The following is a 17464-nucleotide window of genomic DNA, read 5'->3' on the forward strand; positions in this document are numbered from 1 at the left end:
TCAATGGCGTCGAGAAACGCCAGGTGCAAGGTCAGCCAGTTTGCTTGCCGGAGGCTGAACAGTCGGTTTTGTCTTGCCCAAAGTGTGCGAGAGCCGGTGCAATCTGACCGGCTGCCGGGTCAGTCGTATCAAACATCAACCAATCTCGATACTTAGCGAATGTAGGATGAGAGAGGATTTTTACTAACGCACCCATTCCAGGCTCTTTCCCCTGATTTTCATATCCCGCGATTGTTCCGTAAGGAACACCTACTGCTTCTGAAAAAACTTTTCGGTTCATCCGCTCAGACTCCCGCATCAATACAAACTTTTGTCCTATCGGAGTTGACATAATTATCCTATTGAGTAAATCTAACGCCAATGGGAGCCGCCATTGCTCGATAAGGTTAGGCAAAGGCAGCCGCAAGCCGCTGCAAGCAGCCAACGAGGAAGAATACCAGATGAGACGCACAGCCAGTACCGAGCCAAAAACCACCGAATCGAAAAAGGCATCCGAGATCCCATTTCTGGTTAGTTCTCGCTCGGATGTGATCACCCAAGAGCTGTTTGCTCTGGAACTCGGTAAATCAAACGGCGCCGTCAAGGACATGGTTGATGACGGCAAGGTGCCCTATGTCGAGATGAAAAAGCCGGGGGGCGTACGCGCCGAGCGTTACATCTACCTTCCCGCATGGAACGCGGGTATGAAGCTGGCCTTTGAGAGTCGTCCCAAGGAGATCCGAGATGGTTGGCTCACATGGCTGGGGCTGAGTGTGTGACCCATCGCGATAACCTGCAGACACGATAAGGGGGCGAGGGATGAAAGACATGTATGTCGATTGGGCCAGCACACATCCGCACTGGGTCAGCGCCTGCCAGCGATTTGCTGAGACACACAAGGGAAGCGTGGCTGAGATCGCACGCTCCATCGGCATGAATCCACAGACCCTGTGCAACAAGTTGAACCCAGAGCAACCTCATGAGCTGACTGTCGCCGAGCTGATTGCCCTCACCCATGCCTGCGACGGTGACGAAACCCTGTTTGACGGGGCCCTGCTCTGCTGCGGCCTGACAGCTGTAGCCATCCCCCAGACAGAACGAGCCCCTTCCCTGCCCCATCAGGCGATCGACCTCAACGCCAAGGTGGCCAGCATTGGTCAGCGGGCACTGGAGCTAACCGACCGGGGCCGCATTACACGCTCCGAGCGCAACACCCTGGTGAGCGTGGCCACCTCGGCCATGGGGTCACTCGCCATCTTGATCCATGACATCGAGGCCCGCTTCCAAGCGGTGCCGACCCTGGCCTGCGCCTCAGACATTCTGCTGCAAGCCGCAACCATGTAAGGGAGACAACCCCATGCAACCACACCTCAACACCGAACAACGAAATCTCGCTGGCCTGACGCCATCAGAACAGGTCGCCCTGAATACTGCCGGCTGCATGCTACTGAGAGAGCTGTTTGGCAAGACGAGCTCCAGCCTGAACGTTGATTGGCTAGCGATCGACACCACACAGAAAACCGCCATCTTGACCATCGCTCGCCAGCCGAGAGATTCCCTGATGCACGCCACCCTGTCGGCGTTACCACACCAGCAACGTGAAGCGATCCGGTTAGCCGTTATCGCCCTGGATTATCAGAAGTTGTTCCGCTGCGGCTGTGACACGAAAGCATGGCACCCCGCCCCCACCACCAGAGCCATGGGAGATATCGAGCGAGAGAAGAAAGAGAGAGCCGCCCGCCTGCGAATGAAGAATGCGGTGCTGGCTGGCCGTGAGATGTGCAAACAAGGCCCGCGACCAATCGGGCAATAAAAAAGCCCGCATTACGGAGCAGCAACTCCAAGCGGGCCTTCTATCAACAACGTATGAGGAAGTCGACATGGCAACTTTAGCGATCCCCTGCGCCCTGCGCAACCTTCGCATCCAGCAACGCAAGCTAATGGGCCGCTATGGCACCCGTCTTAGCCAACATCCTGACGGGATTGCGCTTATGGAACGCACCACCGCACTGGCTTGGGCTTCTCTGTTCAGCCGCATCACCCCCTGCACTCTTTCACAAGGAGCCTGACCATGCACACACAACCAACCCAGATCAATCTGCTCAATCACCATGCAGCCAAGCGACTGCGCCAGTTGCGGGAACAGTTGAAGCTGAGCCGCCCCAAGTTTGCCGATCAGCTCGGCATTCCGCCCACCACGCTCAAGAACTACGAGCTGGGATACCGCGAGATCGGCGGCGGATTGTTCCTACTGATAGCAAATCACCCGGAGCTGAAACATCACTGCGACTGGCTGCTGACTGGCATCGCCACGCCGGAGGTGCTGGCATGAGCCGGATCTTTCATCCCGTATCGGAACAGGAGGCACTGGCCCGAGCGGCAGAGCTGCCCCTTAACCTCGCCAGATTAACCCGTGTGCGTTTGCGGGGACCGGAAGGACGCAACCTGCGTGCCCAGGGCAAAACCAGCCAGGGCTGGCACCAGCTCTTTGTCAGCTTGAACCGGAGGACCTGCCCATGAGCGACGCCATCAAGATTGCCCGTCATGCCCCCAAGCTCGTCGAGGGGTTGCTGGCCGACATGTTCGCCGCCAATGCCGAAGATAACCGCATCGCCCTGGGCGGGATTTACTCCGGCCAGCAATACATCCAGCTCCAACTGGTCGCCACCTGCAATCCGGCCGCCCTGCTGGATGACGACAGCGGTGAGGACGATGACGAAGAGGGGCCAGCCATGACCCCAACTCATGGCCCGTTGGTCACTCACTGGCTGGCAGCCCGCGCCGAGTTTATCGCCGCCGGAGGCGAGGCCAGGGGGGATAGAGACATCTCCCGGGAGCTGCTGGCGCTCGGGGCCGTGCGATCCGTCTATTGGCTGGCACTGGGCCAGGGTGAAACTGCCCTAGCCAGGGAAATCGGCGACTGGTGGCACGAGTGCGCCCCACTGCACGGACAAGGTGAGGTGATCCAATGACTCATCACCTGCAGCAGGAACTGGCCAGCCTGATGCACCGTTGGCAAGAGACCTATCGGGAAGACGCAGCGCGGCTGCGTCTTTATCAGAAGGAGCTGGCCAATGCGCGCCGGCTGCCTGCCCGCCCCCGGGCCAGTATCACGCTACTGCTGCGCCAGTGTGCGGCAGCTCGCCGCATGAAAGCCCATGCGCAGCAGACCATCCAAGGCTGCCAATCCCGCATTACCTTGTTGTCCGGTACCGCCATACAATGAGTCGAACAGCCACCCGGTTGCCGCTGTCGAAAAGGACGCTGCGGCAGCGTATCGATACCCTTTCCAATGCTCTGCCCGGCGTCAATCTTGACGCCGCTTTCGTTGGCACACCCGGTCAATCTGATCTGGCGTGGGCCGTGCAACTGCTCGATGGCCTCTCCCCTCAGCTCAGCTTGACCCTGTTCAAGCAATACGTGCGACGCCGCAAAGATGGCAGCACCCGCCATGCCCGCAATGGCAACATCTGGCTTCGTGAGCGGACCAAGCTGGTGCGCAGCCTTATCCAGACCCTGCCAGTGGATCCGCAGGCCCTGCGCGATGAAGAGAGCCGCAAGCGGCTGGCGCACAAGTTCGCCAACCAGACGGCCGCCATCTGGCACAACATAGAGCAGGGCATCAAGGCCGGCGATGAGCCGGATCTGCTGCAGGCATGGGAGGTCATCCGCCAGCCTGCAGACCAGTGGGGTTTTATTGGGGAGCTACCCGAATTCAAAACCGAGGAGGTGCGTGATAACTGGATCCTGAGTGTGATGGTGCGCCTGCTCTCTGCCAAGTGGTGGGAAAAGCGCATCAACCGCACCTGGGACAGACTGCAGGAGCACATCAACATTGTGCTCGGCAAGGTGCGCAAGGGAGTGTCGGCGTATGTGTCGAACGCCACCATGAAGGTGGTGCGCGAGCGCAAGCGGGCCATGATGCGCTGGTTGGCCGAGTCTGAGGTGATGAACAAGCAGTATGATCTGGTGATCTCGATGAAGGATTGCTGGGAAGCCAGCCACGCCAACCCAGTCAACCGCCGCAACGAGATGATGGTGCGGATGCGCGGCTTTGAGGATTACGCCGAAGAGCAAGGGCATGTGGGGGTCTTCTTCACCTGGACGGCCCCTTCCCGCTTTCATGCCTGGACACAGAAGCACGACGGCAAGACCGTAGAGAACAAGCGCTATGAAGGGGCTACGCCGCGCGAAACCTGCGCCTATTTGGCCAAGCTGTGGAGCCTGACCCGGGCCGCGCTCAAGCGGGCCGATGCCCCCGTCTACGGCTTTCGGGTGTGCGAACCACATCACGACGGTACCCCGCACTGGCACATGCTGCTCTTTATGCGCCCAGCCAACAAATGGCGGGTGATCAGCACCCTGCAACGCTATGCCCTCACCGATGATCATCAGGAGCTGGTGCGCGAAATCCAGGGGCGCCCCCCCTTCACTGACATAAAACCCCGTTTTGACTGGAAGGAGATAGACCCGGCCAAGGGCGACGCCACCGGCTACATTGCCGCCTATATCGCCAAGAACATCGACGGTGAGCATGTGGATGGTGATCAGGAGTCTGACACCCCAGCTGATCAAGGGGCTCAACATGCATGCGCTTGGGCCAGTTGGTGGGGGATCCGCACCTTCCAGCAGATCGGCGGCGCCCCTGTCGGGGTCTGGCGCGAGCTGCGCCGCATCAGCAACGCCAAGAAGCATGGTGATCTCGTGGGCCCACCTAAACCGGTGCTGCAAGACCCACGCTTTGAGGCCGCCCGCTTTGCCGCGGATAACGGCATCTTCCGCTGCTACCTGCAGGCCATGGGCGGCGCCCTGGCGACTCGCTCCGAACACCCCATCAAGTTGGCCCACCTCATCGAGGAGCAGGCCAACGCTTACGGTGAAGACATCAAGCGCCTGATGGGCCTGCACACCTCCCGGCTGGGTGTGCGCACCCGTTTGACTGGGTGGGAAGTGGTACCTGCCGGTACCTTCGAAGCCACCAAGGCCGCCGAGGGTTCGGTTTGGGGGGTTGGGGTTAAGTCGGGCGACAGCCCGGCTCCTTGGAGCTCTGACAATAACTGTACGCGGCCAGATCCTGATGCCTTCGCAGACCAGATCATGAGGGAACAATGGGGGTTATCACCCTTCTCCATCGACCGTTTACGGGATGGCGCCAGTGTCTGCACGGACGGTTTCACCCTCTGGCTTGAGAACGGCCAGCTGCAGTCGAGCAAAGCACTCCCGAGTGAGCCTGATTGGGAGCCCGATGGCCAGCCGTCAGCAGAGCAGGCCGATAGGGATGAATACGCGATTCCGGACGGTGACCAAGAATGGCCGATTCTGGTTGAGCTATGCGGCAAGGTGTACCAGATAAAGGGGCATGCTGGTACATGCAACTGGATAGCGATGCTACCTGAACCATACCAGTCAGAAATGTGGCGAGTACTGGAGGGGATAGATATACCGGAGTGGATGCAAGAACAGGAAGACTACAGCTAACCAATGTAGAAAGTATAAGGTGAACCATAATCCCAAGGACGCCAGCACCCAAACCGTCTGGCAGTAAAGGCTATCGCCACTTGGATAACAGGGTGACTTACATCTTTCAGCAGTGCTGGTCACCCGGCAAAACCATCTTGTGGATAGGACTGCTGCTAGGTAAGCAGCAGTCCGTGGTTTTCGCAGTCCCACTTTGTTCTCATCCAAGATTTTTTACGTTCCCATCACTTTCACTTCAATGCTTTGTTAATAGCCTCAATTAACTTACCCCATTGTGAAACCTCTTCAAAATATAAGTCAGCAGCAGTATGACTCCTTGTCCAGCGAATATACGCCTTAGCCAGATCATATTTCGAGAACCCTTTTATTTCACTTGAAAACAACTCTGCGATCGGCCTTTTAAATTGTTCCTTTGCCTTTTGCACAAGGTCAATATTATACTCTGATTTGACTATGTCAACGAGAGTGGTTCGTAATATGTCTTCTATCTCTGCTTTCGGTACATCACAATAATCTTTTGTACGAAGAATATTTTTATTCCCTAATGTGTGAACGAGACTTTCTTGTTGAGCCGCCTGGTCACCTGCATTGTCAGAATCCAGTATTGCTGCAACCTTTAAGTTGTGTGCATGCAGTATTGTAGCGTAATAAACTACTTTTCCTGCTGTATTAGCAAAAACTAGCGCTACTTTGTTGTTTATATATGGCTTGCCGGCTGCTTTAAGTAGTTCGGAAGTTGCCTCAACATACCAATAATCTGTTATCCCCTCTAATATTAAGTTTCGCTGTTGGGAAAATAAACTATTTGCAAGATCATAACCAAGCGCTTCTTGCAATGGAAGCATTCCCGCAGGATCTTCTGAAGATAAAGTAGTATGAACTTTTGTTCCTGCTTCACGAGTCTTCATTTCCACTACTCGAACAATATCTAACTCATCTGGGCCAACAAGAAATGGTGAGTGGGTTGAGAAAAGTGTTTGATTGGCCTTTGATAACCGCGAAATTGTTTCCCTGAAATCTCTTTGTTTCAGAGCATGTAAACTCATTCCTGGCTCATCTAGAAGTAAAATTGCATTTTTATGTTTATCCATGGCTTCAGCAAAAAATACTACGAAAAATGAGACCAACCACTGAAAACCTTCCGACCTCTGGTCTAGTTCTACTTCAACGCCAAGATCATCTTCAACCACTACTTTCAGATATTGGCCATCAGCAGTAACTTTTAGTTTGTCTGCCTCTGGTCTATCAGGGTTCGGCATCCATACTGCTCTAATCTCTTTTGTGAGTTTTACACTTGCGGCATTTAACTGGTACGTTCTAGAATCCAGGTTGTCTCGATAAGTCCTTAGAGCAGCAACATCATGTATATTTGGACTTGGCGTTGAGCCTAAATTTGCTAGTTCACGAGGAGTAAATCCGAGTAATTTTAGTAGACACAAGTTCCCATAATCATAGTATTTATCATCCAAAATATCACTCTCAACTCTTTGTGCAAGATGTTCCAAGTGAATTGATGGCTTTACTTTAAAATAGTTATTAAACAAAATGAAAACAGGCGTGCGCTCCTCAAGTTTTTTTAAAACGCTATCATAATTTTCATTGAAATTAGTGGCAGCCAGCAAATCATCATATCTTGCCTCTTCATTTTTATTGCCTTCGTCAACAAACTCTAAGTGTTTTTTCAACCACTCACTTAATTGTTTTGCATTACCATTTGATATAAAAGTAGAACCAGTCCAACTAGACACTATTATTTCTAGTGCAGAAGATGGTTTAGTCCCTTCCTCCCCTTGCTCTAATTTTTCATATTGCTTATCCATATGTAACGCCATACGATTCAAGCTTTTATTGATGCTTTGGTATGTTATTTTATCTGGGGCATCAATTAACGAATGGTAGCCCTTATTATTTAAGTTACGATATAGTTTGTATTTGCAATTGTGGAACTCAGAAGGAATTACGGCTTTATCCTCGTCCTCAAGCTCAAAATACCCAGTAACTACTGTAACATCATCCACACTAACTTGACCGGTAGTAATATCGTTATACCTGGATCTAGGATAGTCTCTAAGAGCATCAAACCCTTCGACATCCTTGGGTTTCTTTAATTGCTGAAGTGCACGAAGCAATACAGTCTTACCTGATTCATTCGGCCCAACCAATATTGTTTTTAGATGTTCAATATCAAATTCACCGGTATCAATTATGCTTCTATAATTTTCTACCTTAGCTCTTGTTAGTCTCATTTCCCCTCCTGATTTATAAAATCTCTCTAGACTAATAGCGATATAACATCCACAACACTAGGTACCATTCGTCTCTCAGAAAGTAACATTGCTACCGCACGAGGTTTCAGCTCCTCGCATGTTGTTTTTAATTGTATTGAAGATACAGTAATTATCAGACACACCTCGGTTGCGTTTAGAACTTTGAGGGCCGGATGAGTAGGATATCAAACGTTGACCGCGTTAGTGAGTGATAGATTAACTGTCGAACAACTTTTCTTTGGTCAGCAAAACTTAGGAAATGAAAAAGATAGGTAGTTGCGACCGATACTGGTCTGTACCTTGTGGCGTATGGCGTATGGCGTATGGCGTATGGCGTATGGCGTATGGCGTACTATAAAGCGAAAGAAGTAAACAGCTGGGAATGCTAACCTTCGAGTACCAACTGCCGCCCCTCAGGCGTCAGCGAGCCCATCAAGCTCAACACCAACTGATTCGTGGTCTTGGCTGACATACTCGGTGTGGGTAAATGATAAGGTAGTCACCCAGATCTGGCCAAACTTCTCATCGGTACACGGCAACACGCTTAAGCCCTCCTCTTCCTGCGTGACCGGACACAACTCACGCGCAGGTGATCTTGAGAGAGGCTATGTTTTCACTACCAGCAATTCGCCAATCGCCGTGGTATAGCGGGGGCTTAGCTGCTCCCGCTTCATCATCCACTCTCGGGTGTCACGGCCACGGGCCGCGAAGTAGACCTTTCCCAGCCGCCCCTGGTTGATCTTGTCGATGACCTGCATCAGCGCATCGCTGCGTGGGGATTGCTGCTGTGGGGCGAACAGGTCCCCTTGCTGCATGCTGGCGGGGGTGAAGTCGGCCAGCATGACGCCGCCTTTCTGGTATCGTTGCTCATCGCGCCAGATGCGGGGCAAGAGCACCGGGATCAGGGCCAGCAGGGCCCGGGTGTCATGGGTGGACATCGCCAGCTTGGTGCTCACCTGGTTGCCGTAATAGGGCTCCCGGTCGCTGAACGGGCTGGTGCGAATGAACAGGGTCACGTGCCGGCAGCACATCCCCTCCCCCCGCAGCTTCTCGGCGGCCCGCTCCATGTAGCCGGCCAACGCCTGGTGCATGGGGCCTATCTGGGTGATGCGCTCCCCAAACGAGCGCGAGCAGATGATCTGCTGCTTGGCCTGGGCCTCCTGCTCCAGCTCGGCGCAGGGGATCCCCCGCAGCTCCTGCACGGTGCGCTCAACCACCACGCCATAGCGGCGCCGCAGCGCCTTGGGGTCGGCAGCGACCAGGTCGGCCACGGTCTTGATGCCCTGGGCCTCCAGCTTGGCCGACAGCCGCCGGCCAATACCCCATATCTCGTCAACCGGGGTGATCGCCATGAGCCGAGCGCGCCGCGCTTCATCCCCCAGATCCACCACCCCTCCGGTGGCTGGCCACTTCTTGGCGGCGTAGTTGGCAAGCTTGGCGAGTGTCTTGGTGGGGCCGATGCCGACCCCCACGATCAACCCGGTCCATTGCTGCACCCGCTCGCGAACTTGGCGACCATAAGCCACCAGGTCGCCTGCCCAGGACTCGCTTAGCTCAATGAAGGCCTCGTCGATGCTGTAGACCTCCACCGTCGGGGCCATCCCCTCCAGAATGGTCATCACCCGGTTCGACATGTCGCCATAGAGGGCGTAGTTGCTGGAAAACCATACCCCACCCATGGCCTCGAAGCACTGGCGGATCTGGAAGTAGGGAACCCCCATCTTGATGCCGAGCGCCTTGGCCTCCGCCGAACGGGCCACCACGCAGCCATCGTTGTTGGAGAGCACCACGATGGGCCGCCCCTTCAAATCAGGGCGAAAAAGCCGCTCGCAACTCGCGTAGAAGTTATTCACATCAACCAGGGCGACGGCGCAGCGCTTGTTCATGGGGTATCCACCTGATGCACGATAAAGGACACCACCCCGAAGATTTCCAGCTCCTGCCCCTCACTGAAATGGATGGGCCGATATGCTGGGTTGCCAGGGAGCAAGGCCACAGTGGGATCAAGCTGCAGCTCCTTCACCGTGAACTCGCCATCGACCGCGGCGACCACCACACTGCCATGCTTGGCCTTGCGGCTACGGTCGACGACCAGCAGGTCGCCATCGCGGATCCCGTGGTCAACCATGCTGTCACCGGCTGCACGCACGAAGTAGGTGGCAGCCGGGTGGGCAACACACAGCAGATTGAGGTCGATGGTCTGCTCGGTGTAGTCCTGCGCTGGAGACGGGAAGCCGCAGGCCACCGGGGAGAGGAACAGGGGTAGCTCCAGCAAGGGAGCATCAGGGGTGGGTTGAGCAAACATGCGGGCCATCTCGATTAGCTGTACAAAAACACAGTATAGCAATCAACCCAGAGAGGATCACCGTTCGACGTTTGGCTCCACTCGTTACAACTTGGCTGGAAAATATGGCAATATTGAAAGGCCTAAAATTAGCCGGCGATTCAATAAATTATAACTGGAAAAGAACTATGAATATAAACAGCCACGTGATAGAAAATTTGGATAATTATTTTGAATTGAATAACCCCGAGTATGCATTCCTAATTTCTGGCGAATGGGGGGTCGGGAAAACGTACTTTGTTGACTCGCTTATAGAGCAATATAAGATAGAGAAAAAAGATGTAAAAATAATAAAAATAAGCCTTTTTGGATTAAAAAAATCTTCAGATATTAATGATCTTATTTTTCAGGCGCTTCACCCACTCCTTGGCTCCAAGGGGGTTAGAATGGCCGGCAACATGATTAAAAGTGCCATAAATTTTGGCCTTAAAGTAGATATAGATGGTAATGGAACAAAAGATGGTAATATCAATGCCTCTTTGAAGAGCACAGATTTAACTCAGTTTTTTGTAGAGCCAATGAGCAAGAAGAATTTTATATTGATACTTGATGACTTGGAAAGAACTGAAATATCAATCAAAGAAATCCTTGGTTATATAAATTTTTTGGTTGAAATATCAAAATTAAAAGTTGTTCTGATCTCTAATGAATCACAAATATCAAGCGAAGATAAAATAAAATATGATTTATTCAAAGAGAAGGTCATTGGTAAAACTTTCGAAATTAAACATGACTTCGACAATGTAATCGTCAAGATATTAAACGAACACAAAGAATCAAAACTAAATGAGCACATAACAACAATAAAAGACATATATGAAAAATCACAACTCAAAAATATTAGAAAGATAAAACGATGCATTGAAGACTTTGAGTACTTAACGAGTAAAATTGATAAAGAGCAGATAAAGCATGTAGAGTTCTACACCAACTTGGTTAGGTGCTTCTTTACATTGAACATGCAGATTTCAACGGGAAAGTTGAATGAAGAAAGCATAAGAAAAAATTACCCATTCAACGACCAAAAAAACTCCAGCCAAAATGAGCTAACAAATATATATGAGTTATATTTCAAAGGATACCCTCAACTTTACTCGGGAGATTCCTGGTGCGATTTTATATACGGTGGTGACTATGGAAAAATAAAGTCAGACACTAATGAATTAGTTTATTTCAAAAAGAGCGAATCTCAGACTCCCCCCGTTTGGCTGCAGCTTTGGAATTATCAAAAATTAGAGTACTCAGATTTCTTAGAGTTAAGTGGCAAGCTAGTCGATGAATTTAAATCACTGAATGAGCCGGCACCAAATATATATTTACACATAGTGTCACACATGATTAAATTCATTAAATCAGAGTTGATTGACTTCAAGATGGAAGATATCAAGGAGTCAGTTTTCATGTATATAGACAAATATAAAGATAGTAAAAAATGGAAAGAAGGGTATATTTCAAAACGAGGAATGAATGGAACTGGATTTAATTATCTGAGTGAGGGTGACAAAGATTTCGATGAGTTAAGAAATTTAATTCACATTGAAAACGAAAAATCATACCAACAAGGGTTGAAAGAACTTCACCAGATAGACATGGATAAAATCCTGGCTTTATTATTCGATGGTGACGATACTAAAGAAAACATCGACACATATAGAAAATACAGATACGATCCACTATTTAATAACTTTGACCCATATGAATTCTCAAGAAAACTATTGGCTGCGGAAAATAAAAACATATCACAATTCAATCAAGAACTATTTGTCAGATACACTGATAATGTTAATTTCAATAGCCAAAGTGTCTATTTTTATTTTAAGAGTGAACTCGAGTTTTGGAAGACAGTTCAAAGTGAACTGCAAACACACATATCAAAAGTAAATCCATTAAAACAACTCATACTCAATGAGTTGATGGAATTTAATTTGATAAGGATTATCAATAAACTAACAGAATATGAAAGTTAAAATTCACCACGATAAACTATTTAACCATCTATTACCAAAAACCTAACCTGTAAAGGTCAAGAGCAAAAAAAGCCCACTCGGAAGAGGGGGCTTTTTCATAATCCATTCGGCTAGCATCCTCCCAGTCCTTGCAACACCATCTGTTGTCCTTCGGGGCTTAAGCCCCGTATTAGAGCCAGCGCCATCTGGTTAGTCGTTCTGGCTGAAGGACTCAGAGTGTGGGCAAATGACAGCATCGCCACCCAGGTATGGCCACACTCGGCATCGGTGCACTGGCAGTACAGGTCGGCCACCGTATCGCTCAGGTGGTTGGTCTTGGTGATACGACCCCGCACACCACACTCTTTGCAATAAATCCGCATGTTTCCTCCACTGCCACGCCATTATCCAAAGGGTCGATTATACGCCAATCAGCCCTGTTTTTTTATACAGTCTCTCCGATGGTTTCCCGAAAATCGACCCAGAGCGAGCGCGGGATCCCGCTGCTGTTGATGGTGTCCTTGATAAGCTCACACAGTGGCAGCACTTCGTTCCTGGCATAGGTCGCGCTGTACTTCTCAGGGTCACCGAGGGCACTGCCGTTGACCGGAATAATGCCAGCCAGCGCCGCCGGGAAGCGGTGGCTAGTCAGTACGTCCTGGCTGGTGATCGCCTTGATGGCCGCAAACTCGTCCTTGGTGGCGATGTCCCCTACCGGGATCAGCTTGATGCCGTCCGGCTTGCCGTTCGGGATGTTGACGAACATGGAACGGAAGTTCCCCACCCCCTTGGCGCTGGCGATCATCTCCTTCATCGCCTCCTCCTGCTCGTCGTCCATGTTCGGGTCGGTGGCGTAGAAGATGAATCCCATGTGCGCGCCGTTCAGGAAATACTTGCGCCGAAACAGGGTGGCGTCCCGGTTGAGCAGCGCCGACTGCATGCCCCCCAGGTAATCCGGCAGGCCATAAACCTGCTGCTCCGGGTCGTACTGGGCCAGCCAGATCACGTCATCCTCCGGGATCACCCGCTGGAAGCCGTTGGGCTGTAGCAGCACGAACCGGCCACGGCCCCGGCGCAGATAGACGCTGGAGAGCGGCACCAGCCCCACCACCTGGCCCCAGTAGTTGCGCAGCTTGAGCAGGGCCGCGTCCCCGCTCTGCAGGTAGTTGTGCACGAACGCCGTGATAGTGGTGCGCGGTACGCCCTCGCTGGTGAAACGCCCCGCCACCATATTGCGCCTGGCCATCAGGATGGCGCCGTGGTGGGCATTGGCGCGGGTCAGTCTGGCCAACCCCTTGCGGTCGATGGGCGGTTGGTAATACTCCCCCCAGGGGTCGTAAAACACCTCGGTGTAATGGGTCATCCAGGAGGTGGGATCCACCGGCTCGGGCAGCTCGAACATAATGCTCGGCTTGTCGTTGACGGCCGCCTGGGCCGCCTTGGTGCGTTGTGATTTGGTCATGTGGCTCTCTTCTCTGGGCTCACCGCCCAGGTGGATTTGCGTTTACGGGTGGTGTTGAGCGGCTCGTTCGCCACGGCGTGGGCCACGGCCCAAAACACGTCGGCGTGACCGGTCACGCTGTCGCGCCCGGCCTTGAAGGTCATCTGCCCGCCGCCGGTGGTGGCGCGCTTGATAGCCAGGAACGCCGCCGGGATGTCCCTGTCGTCTGCGGCCCACTCGATGCGGTCGGCCTCCACCACGTCGATCATCTTGAGCACCATGGCCCCCTTGGTCTCGACGCTGTAGTGAATGGGCCGCAGTACGCCCTTGAACACCGGTTGCAGCAAGTCGACCACCCCGGCGCCGATGCCGGAGACATCCACCCCGAGGTAGGTCACGTTGAATTTCTTGGCGATGCGCTCTATCTCCTGCGCCTGGTACTGGAAGTTGAGGCCGCGCCAGTAGTGGCGCTCCAGAATGCGGAACCGCTCGCCGGCGGCCATGGGCGGGGCGACCACCACCAGGGTGGCGTTGTCGCGGGTACGGCTTGGGTCATAGCCGAGCCACACCTCTCGCAACCCGAACGGACGCGCCGTGCCGCCCTGGTAGTCTCCCCAGCGACTGGGATCGACCCCGGCCCGCTCCATGTGCTGGAACTTGAACACCGACAGGGCATCGTCGATGAACTTGCACATGAACAGCCGATCGAACGCTTCCCCCGGGTATTCGTCGCGCAGCTGCTCGATGTCGATGAGGTGACAACCCAGGCGCACCGCATCTTCCACCGTGATGATGTAGCGCCACTGACCATCGGGGCAGACCCGGCCACCGTCCTGCAGCTCCTCGGGCTTGGGAAAATCCACCGCTTGACGCTTGGGCACGTCCCCCTTCCAGCGCTCGCCGGTCCAGAACCGATAGGCCTGATGCGCCTTGCTCGAGGGGGTGGAGAAGAAGGTCTTGCGGTAGTGACTCTGGGTCGCCATGGCCGAGGCCACGTCGGCCAGCTTCTCGAAGCCACCGATCCAGAAATATTCGTCGATGTAGACGTTGCCGCTGCGCGACTGGGCGCTGTCGGAGTTGGTGGAGCAAAAATGCAGCTCGGCCCCGTTCGACAAGACGATGGGGTTGCCGTTCGAGAGAGTGACCCCGAGGAAGGTGCTGGCGATCTTGCGGATGTAGGAGCGAAACACCTCGGCCTGCACCTTGGTGGCCGACAGGAAGATCTGGTTGTGGCCAGTGAGGACCGCATCCTCGAACGCTTCGCCGGCGAAATAGTAGGTCATGCCGATCTGGCGGGATTTGAGGATATTGCGGGTACGCGGCACGGCCGGATCGTCCTTGGCCGCCCGCACGTATAGCTGGTAGCCGAACAGGGTCTCGAGCCAGGGGGCGAAGTCCTCGGGGGTCAGCTGGCTGACGTCGTTCTTGCCGCCCTTGCGGGGCTTCTTCTTGCCCTCCCCCCTTCCTTCGCCACGTCCCTCGCTCCGGCTCCCTGATGACGGGCTCGCCTCTCCCTCGCTGCGCAGCCGTTCGCTGGCCGCCGCCTGACGCTCGGCCAGGCGCACCGCCTTCTCCTTGAGTTTGACGTGGTGCTCGATGAGACGGTCGAGTTCCTCCTGCTCGCCCTGGCTCTTCTTCTCGCGGTTCAGCAGGGTCTGCACCCGGCGGGCGATGGCATCCTCGACCGACTCCTCGGTCAGGAGGTCGCGCCAGCCGAACTTCTCGGCCCAGTAGTAGACAATGCGACAGGAGTTGAGCCCCAGTTCGTCCTTGATCTCCTGGGGTGTCCAGCGCTTAAGATACAGCCCCCGCGCGGCCGCGCGGAGCTCTTCGGGATACGCCACAGCGCCTCCATCCGGTGAATGATGGCGCCATCTTAGCGACCCCTTCCCCCCGACTTCGGCCCCCAATGTTCGGACGAATTCGGATATGCGCCGAAATCCGAATCGTCCCGAACACCATCGGGTGAATCACCCTTGCCGACCCGATAGCCTGAGCCCGCATAGACAATCCGAAAAGGCACCGCGAGCACGGCATGAGCACCCCCACCGATCCCACACTGCGCACTGGCTGGGTCTGTATCGCCACCGAAGGCACCACCGTCGACGATCGGGAGATCACGGCGGCCTGGCTGACCGACATGGCCGAGACCTACGACCCCAGCTATTACACCGCCCTGATCTGGCCCGATCACGATCGCTGGTTCAACTTCGGCTATGTGCAGGAGCTCAAGACCGAGAGCGTGGATGGCAAACTCAAGCTGTTCGCCATCCTGAGCCCGACCCGGGATCTCATCTATTACAACCAGACTGGCCAATACCAGTTCTGCTCCATCGAGCCCCAGGAGCAGTTTGCCGATCTGGGCCGCACTTACCTGCGTGGCCTTGGCGTCACCGATGAACCCGCCAGCACCGGCACCACCCACCTCAAGTTCAAGGATGGCCGCAGCGAGTCGCGCCTCATCGGGCGCAGCGAACCGCTGGATCTCTCCGCGTTCAAGCTCCCCAAACACGAGAAGGCCGACGGCCTGCTCAAGAAATTTTTCAGCTTCCTGGCCAACCATGGCGAGGAGCTCGACATCACTCCACCGCCCACCCAAGAGGACGAGGCAATGAACCCTGAACAATTCAACCAGATGCTGGGGGCGCTGACCGGCCTTGGCGGCAAGCTCGACACCCTCGCCAGCAAGGTCGAGACCTTCTCCGCCAAACCGGACGACAAGAAGCCAGCCGAGCAACCGGAGGCCACCGAGCAGCCCGTTATCAGCGCCGAGCAGTTTGGCAAGCTGGAGCAGGCCCTGACCGGCATGGCCGGCAAGCTGGACTCCCTGACCCAGACCATCGAGCAGTTCTCCGCCGAGAAGCCGGGCCAGCGCCCGGGTCTGCTCGGTGGTGACGATCTGCCCAGCCCCGTTTAAGGAACCCCACGATCATGAGTCAAACCCTGACCCCGCAAGCCGAGCAGGTATTGCAAAAATACTGCTCGCAACTGGCCAAGGCCTACAACATCCCCGAGACCAACCTCAGCAAGCAGTTCTCTGTCACCGGCCCGGTGGAGACCAGGCTGCGCCAGGCACTGCTCGACTCCGTCGAGTTCCTCAAACTCATCACCTGCCTGGACGTCGACCAGATCAAGGGCCAGGTGGTGCAGGTCGGTGTCGGCGGCCTCTACACCGGCCGCGTGGCTGGCGGGCGCTTCAAGAAGTCGATCGGGGTCGATGGCAACACCTTCGATCTGGTCGAGACCGATTCGTGCGCGGCGCTGGACTGGGCAACCCTGTGTTCCTGGGCCAACGCCGGCAGTGACGGCGAGTTCATTCGCTTGGTGAACGACTTCACCAACCGCTCCTTCGCCCTCGACATGCTGCGCATCGGCTGGAACGGCGTCTCCATCGCCACCACCACCGATCCGGACGCCAACCCGCTTGGCGAGGACGTCAACAAGGGCTGGCACCAGCGCGCCCGCGAGTGGAACGAAGGCAGCCAGATCGTCAAGGCTCCCGCCGGCGACAAGATCTATTTCGACCCAGCCGGCGCGGGGGATTACGTCACCCTGGACCAGATGGCCAGCGACCTCATCAATGCCACTATCGATCCGGTGTTCCAGAACGACCCGCGTCTGGTGGTACTGGTCGGTACTGACCTTATCGCCGCCGCCCAGGCCAAGATTTACAGCGAGGCCAAGACCCCCACCGAGCAGGTGGCCGCCCAGCAGCTCGCCAAGTCCATCGCCGGGCGCCGGGCCTATATCCCGCCTTACTTCCCGGGTAACCGCATGGTGGTCACCACCCTGGACAACCTGCACATCTACACCCAGCGCGGCACCCGCAAGCGCGAGGCCAAGGACAACCAAGACGCCAAGGCGTTCGAGAACAAGTACTGGCGCATGGAGGGTTACGCCCTGCCCGAGTACAAGGCCTATGCCGGTTATGAAGAAGCCGATGTAGTGATCGGGCCCCGCCCTGTCACCCCTCTGGCAGCTAGTGCCCCGGATGGTGAGGACGCCTAAG

The 17464-nt window shown here is 54.7% G+C and carries 18 protein-coding genes and 1 pseudogene; 11 read left to right on the top strand and 8 right to left on the bottom strand.

Features of this window, described 5'->3' with window-relative positions; all coding sequences use genetic code 11:
• Positions 1-31: 31 nt before the first annotated feature.
• Positions 32-280: a transcriptional regulator gene (locus tag AB5Y93_RS16350; RefSeq protein WP_368229843.1), complete on the bottom strand. Its 249-nt coding sequence runs from the start codon at positions 278-280 to the stop codon at positions 32-34.
• A 160-nt stretch (positions 281-440) separates the two neighbouring features.
• On the opposite strand from AB5Y93_RS16350, the gene AB5Y93_RS16355 reads away from it, so the two are divergent.
• The 8 genes from AB5Y93_RS16355 (at position 441) to AB5Y93_RS16390 (ending at position 5457) form a co-directional block, all read left to right on the top strand.
• A complete protein-coding gene (locus tag AB5Y93_RS16355; protein WP_368229844.1) occupies positions 441-758 on the top strand; it encodes a Cox family DNA-binding protein in 318 nt (105 codons plus the stop codon).
• A 49-nt stretch (positions 759-807) separates the two neighbouring features.
• The gene (locus tag AB5Y93_RS16360) at positions 808-1323 is read left to right on the top strand and encodes a phage regulatory CII family protein (protein WP_368229881.1); all 516 of its coding nucleotides are present in this window, start codon (positions 808-810) and stop codon (positions 1321-1323) included.
• Between the two features lie 13 nt (positions 1324-1336).
• Complete coding sequence (locus AB5Y93_RS16365; protein WP_368229845.1) at positions 1337-1792, top strand: hypothetical protein; 456 nt, start codon at positions 1337-1339, stop codon at positions 1790-1792.
• 67 nt (positions 1793-1859) lie between these two features.
• Positions 1860-2048, top strand: coding sequence for a hypothetical protein (locus AB5Y93_RS16370; protein WP_368229846.1), 189 nt, complete (start codon positions 1860-1862; stop codon positions 2046-2048).
• Between the two features lie 2 nt (positions 2049-2050).
• Positions 2051-2311, top strand: a complete 261-nt coding sequence (locus AB5Y93_RS16375; protein ID WP_045526461.1) for a DNA-binding transcriptional regulator — start codon at positions 2051-2053, stop codon at positions 2309-2311.
• 184 nt (positions 2312-2495) lie between these two features.
• Positions 2496-2951 carry a hypothetical protein gene (locus tag AB5Y93_RS16380; RefSeq protein ID WP_368229847.1) on the top strand — a complete coding sequence of 152 codons (456 nt, stop codon included), beginning with the start codon at positions 2496-2498 and terminating at the stop codon, positions 2949-2951.
• Complete coding sequence (locus tag AB5Y93_RS16385; RefSeq protein ID WP_368229848.1) at positions 2948-3205, top strand: hypothetical protein; 258 nt, start codon at positions 2948-2950, stop codon at positions 3203-3205. The genes AB5Y93_RS16380 and AB5Y93_RS16385 overlap by 4 nt, the downstream gene beginning before the upstream one ends.
• On the top strand, positions 3202-5457 hold the full coding sequence (locus AB5Y93_RS16390) for a replication endonuclease (protein ID WP_368229849.1): 2256 nt from the start codon (positions 3202-3204) through the stop codon (positions 5455-5457). The genes AB5Y93_RS16385 and AB5Y93_RS16390 overlap by 4 nt, the downstream gene beginning before the upstream one ends.
• 230 nt (positions 5458-5687) lie before the next feature.
• On the opposite strand, the gene AB5Y93_RS16395 is transcribed toward AB5Y93_RS16390, so the two are convergent.
• From AB5Y93_RS16395 to umuD, 4 genes and pseudogenes are all read right to left on the bottom strand, one after another.
• Entirely contained in the window at positions 5688-7703 is a 2016-nt protein-coding gene (locus tag AB5Y93_RS16395; RefSeq protein WP_368229850.1) for an AAA family ATPase, read from the bottom strand.
• A 406-nt stretch (positions 7704-8109) separates the two neighbouring features.
• Positions 8110-8257 (bottom strand): annotated as a pseudogene (locus AB5Y93_RS16400) (transcriptional regulator); the annotation flags it as partial.
• Between the two features lie 72 nt (positions 8258-8329).
• Positions 8330-9610: a translesion error-prone DNA polymerase V subunit UmuC gene (gene umuC / locus AB5Y93_RS16405; RefSeq protein WP_368229851.1), complete on the bottom strand. Its 1281-nt coding sequence runs from the start codon at positions 9608-9610 to the stop codon at positions 8330-8332.
• A complete protein-coding gene (gene umuD, locus AB5Y93_RS16410) occupies positions 9607-10029 on the bottom strand; it encodes a translesion error-prone DNA polymerase V autoproteolytic subunit (RefSeq protein ID WP_368229852.1) in 423 nt (140 codons plus the stop codon). Before umuD ends, umuC begins: the two co-directional genes overlap by 4 nt.
• 104 nt (positions 10030-10133) lie before the next feature.
• On the opposite strand from umuD, the gene AB5Y93_RS16415 reads away from it, so the two are divergent.
• Positions 10134-12035 (top strand): P-loop NTPase fold protein, encoded by a 1902-nt coding sequence (locus AB5Y93_RS16415; protein WP_368229853.1) that lies wholly within the window; start codon positions 10134-10136, stop codon positions 12033-12035.
• Between the two features lie 110 nt (positions 12036-12145).
• On the opposite strand, the gene AB5Y93_RS16420 is transcribed toward AB5Y93_RS16415, so the two are convergent.
• From AB5Y93_RS16420 to AB5Y93_RS16430, 3 genes are all read right to left on the bottom strand, one after another.
• Positions 12146-12397: an ogr/Delta-like zinc finger family protein gene (locus tag AB5Y93_RS16420; protein WP_368229854.1), complete on the bottom strand. Its 252-nt coding sequence runs from the start codon at positions 12395-12397 to the stop codon at positions 12146-12148.
• A 62-nt stretch (positions 12398-12459) separates the two neighbouring features.
• Positions 12460-13476, bottom strand: coding sequence for a phage portal protein (locus AB5Y93_RS16425; RefSeq protein WP_368229855.1), 1017 nt, complete (start codon positions 13474-13476; stop codon positions 12460-12462).
• On the bottom strand, positions 13473-15299 hold the full coding sequence (locus AB5Y93_RS16430) for a terminase family protein (protein WP_368229856.1): 1827 nt from the start codon (positions 15297-15299) through the stop codon (positions 13473-13475). The genes AB5Y93_RS16425 and AB5Y93_RS16430 overlap by 4 nt, the downstream gene beginning before the upstream one ends.
• A gap of 191 nt (positions 15300-15490) precedes the next feature.
• On the opposite strand from AB5Y93_RS16430, the gene AB5Y93_RS16435 reads away from it, so the two are divergent.
• Both AB5Y93_RS16435 and AB5Y93_RS16440 read left to right on the top strand, forming a co-directional pair.
• Positions 15491-16372 carry a GPO family capsid scaffolding protein gene (locus AB5Y93_RS16435; RefSeq protein ID WP_368229857.1) on the top strand — a complete coding sequence of 294 codons (882 nt, stop codon included), beginning with the start codon at positions 15491-15493 and terminating at the stop codon, positions 16370-16372.
• 14 nt (positions 16373-16386) lie between these two features.
• Positions 16387-17463 (top strand): phage major capsid protein, P2 family, encoded by a 1077-nt coding sequence (locus AB5Y93_RS16440; RefSeq protein ID WP_368229858.1) that lies wholly within the window; start codon positions 16387-16389, stop codon positions 17461-17463.
• Position 17464 lies beyond the last annotated feature (1 nt).

Source organism: Aeromonas sp. R10-1 (genome assembly GCF_040908465.1).
GTDB classification, from domain to species: domain Bacteria; phylum Pseudomonadota; class Gammaproteobacteria; order Enterobacterales; family Aeromonadaceae; genus Aeromonas; species Aeromonas caviae.

Bases quoted from the DNA above. Each gene is read 5' to 3' on its own strand.
- AB5Y93_RS16360 (WP_368229881.1), top strand. From the start codon at position 808: ATGTATGTCGATTGGGCCAGCACACATCCGCACTGGGTCAGCGCCTGC.
- umuC (WP_368229851.1), bottom strand. From the start codon at position 9,610: ATGAACAAGCGCTGCGCCGTCGCCCTGGTTGATGTGAATAACTTCTAC.
- umuD (WP_368229852.1), bottom strand. From the start codon at position 10,029: ATGTTTGCTCAACCCACCCCTGATGCTCCCTTGCTGGAGCTACCCCTG.
- AB5Y93_RS16370 (WP_368229846.1), top strand. From the start codon at position 1,860: ATGGCAACTTTAGCGATCCCCTGCGCCCTGCGCAACCTTCGCATCCAG.
- AB5Y93_RS16390 (WP_368229849.1), top strand. From the start codon at position 3,202: ATGAGTCGAACAGCCACCCGGTTGCCGCTGTCGAAAAGGACGCTGCGG.
- AB5Y93_RS16435 (WP_368229857.1), top strand. From the start codon at position 15,491: ATGAGCACCCCCACCGATCCCACACTGCGCACTGGCTGGGTCTGTATC.
- AB5Y93_RS16420 (WP_368229854.1), bottom strand. From the start codon at position 12,397: ATGCGGATTTATTGCAAAGAGTGTGGTGTGCGGGGTCGTATCACCAAG.
- AB5Y93_RS16385 (WP_368229848.1), top strand. From the start codon at position 2,948: ATGACTCATCACCTGCAGCAGGAACTGGCCAGCCTGATGCACCGTTGG.
- AB5Y93_RS16415 (WP_368229853.1), top strand. From the start codon at position 10,134: ATGGCAATATTGAAAGGCCTAAAATTAGCCGGCGATTCAATAAATTAT.
- AB5Y93_RS16440 (WP_368229858.1), top strand. From the start codon at position 16,387: ATGAGTCAAACCCTGACCCCGCAAGCCGAGCAGGTATTGCAAAAATAC.
- AB5Y93_RS16425 (WP_368229855.1), bottom strand. From the start codon at position 13,476: ATGACCAAATCACAACGCACCAAGGCGGCCCAGGCGGCCGTCAACGAC.
- AB5Y93_RS16395 (WP_368229850.1), bottom strand. From the start codon at position 7,703: ATGAGACTAACAAGAGCTAAGGTAGAAAATTATAGAAGCATAATTGAT.
- AB5Y93_RS16375 (WP_045526461.1), top strand. From the start codon at position 2,051: ATGCACACACAACCAACCCAGATCAATCTGCTCAATCACCATGCAGCC.
- AB5Y93_RS16350 (WP_368229843.1), bottom strand. From the start codon at position 280: ATGAACCGAAAAGTTTTTTCAGAAGCAGTAGGTGTTCCTTACGGAACA.
- AB5Y93_RS16380 (WP_368229847.1), top strand. From the start codon at position 2,496: ATGAGCGACGCCATCAAGATTGCCCGTCATGCCCCCAAGCTCGTCGAG.
- AB5Y93_RS16365 (WP_368229845.1), top strand. From the start codon at position 1,337: ATGCAACCACACCTCAACACCGAACAACGAAATCTCGCTGGCCTGACG.
- AB5Y93_RS16355 (WP_368229844.1), top strand. From the start codon at position 441: ATGAGACGCACAGCCAGTACCGAGCCAAAAACCACCGAATCGAAAAAG.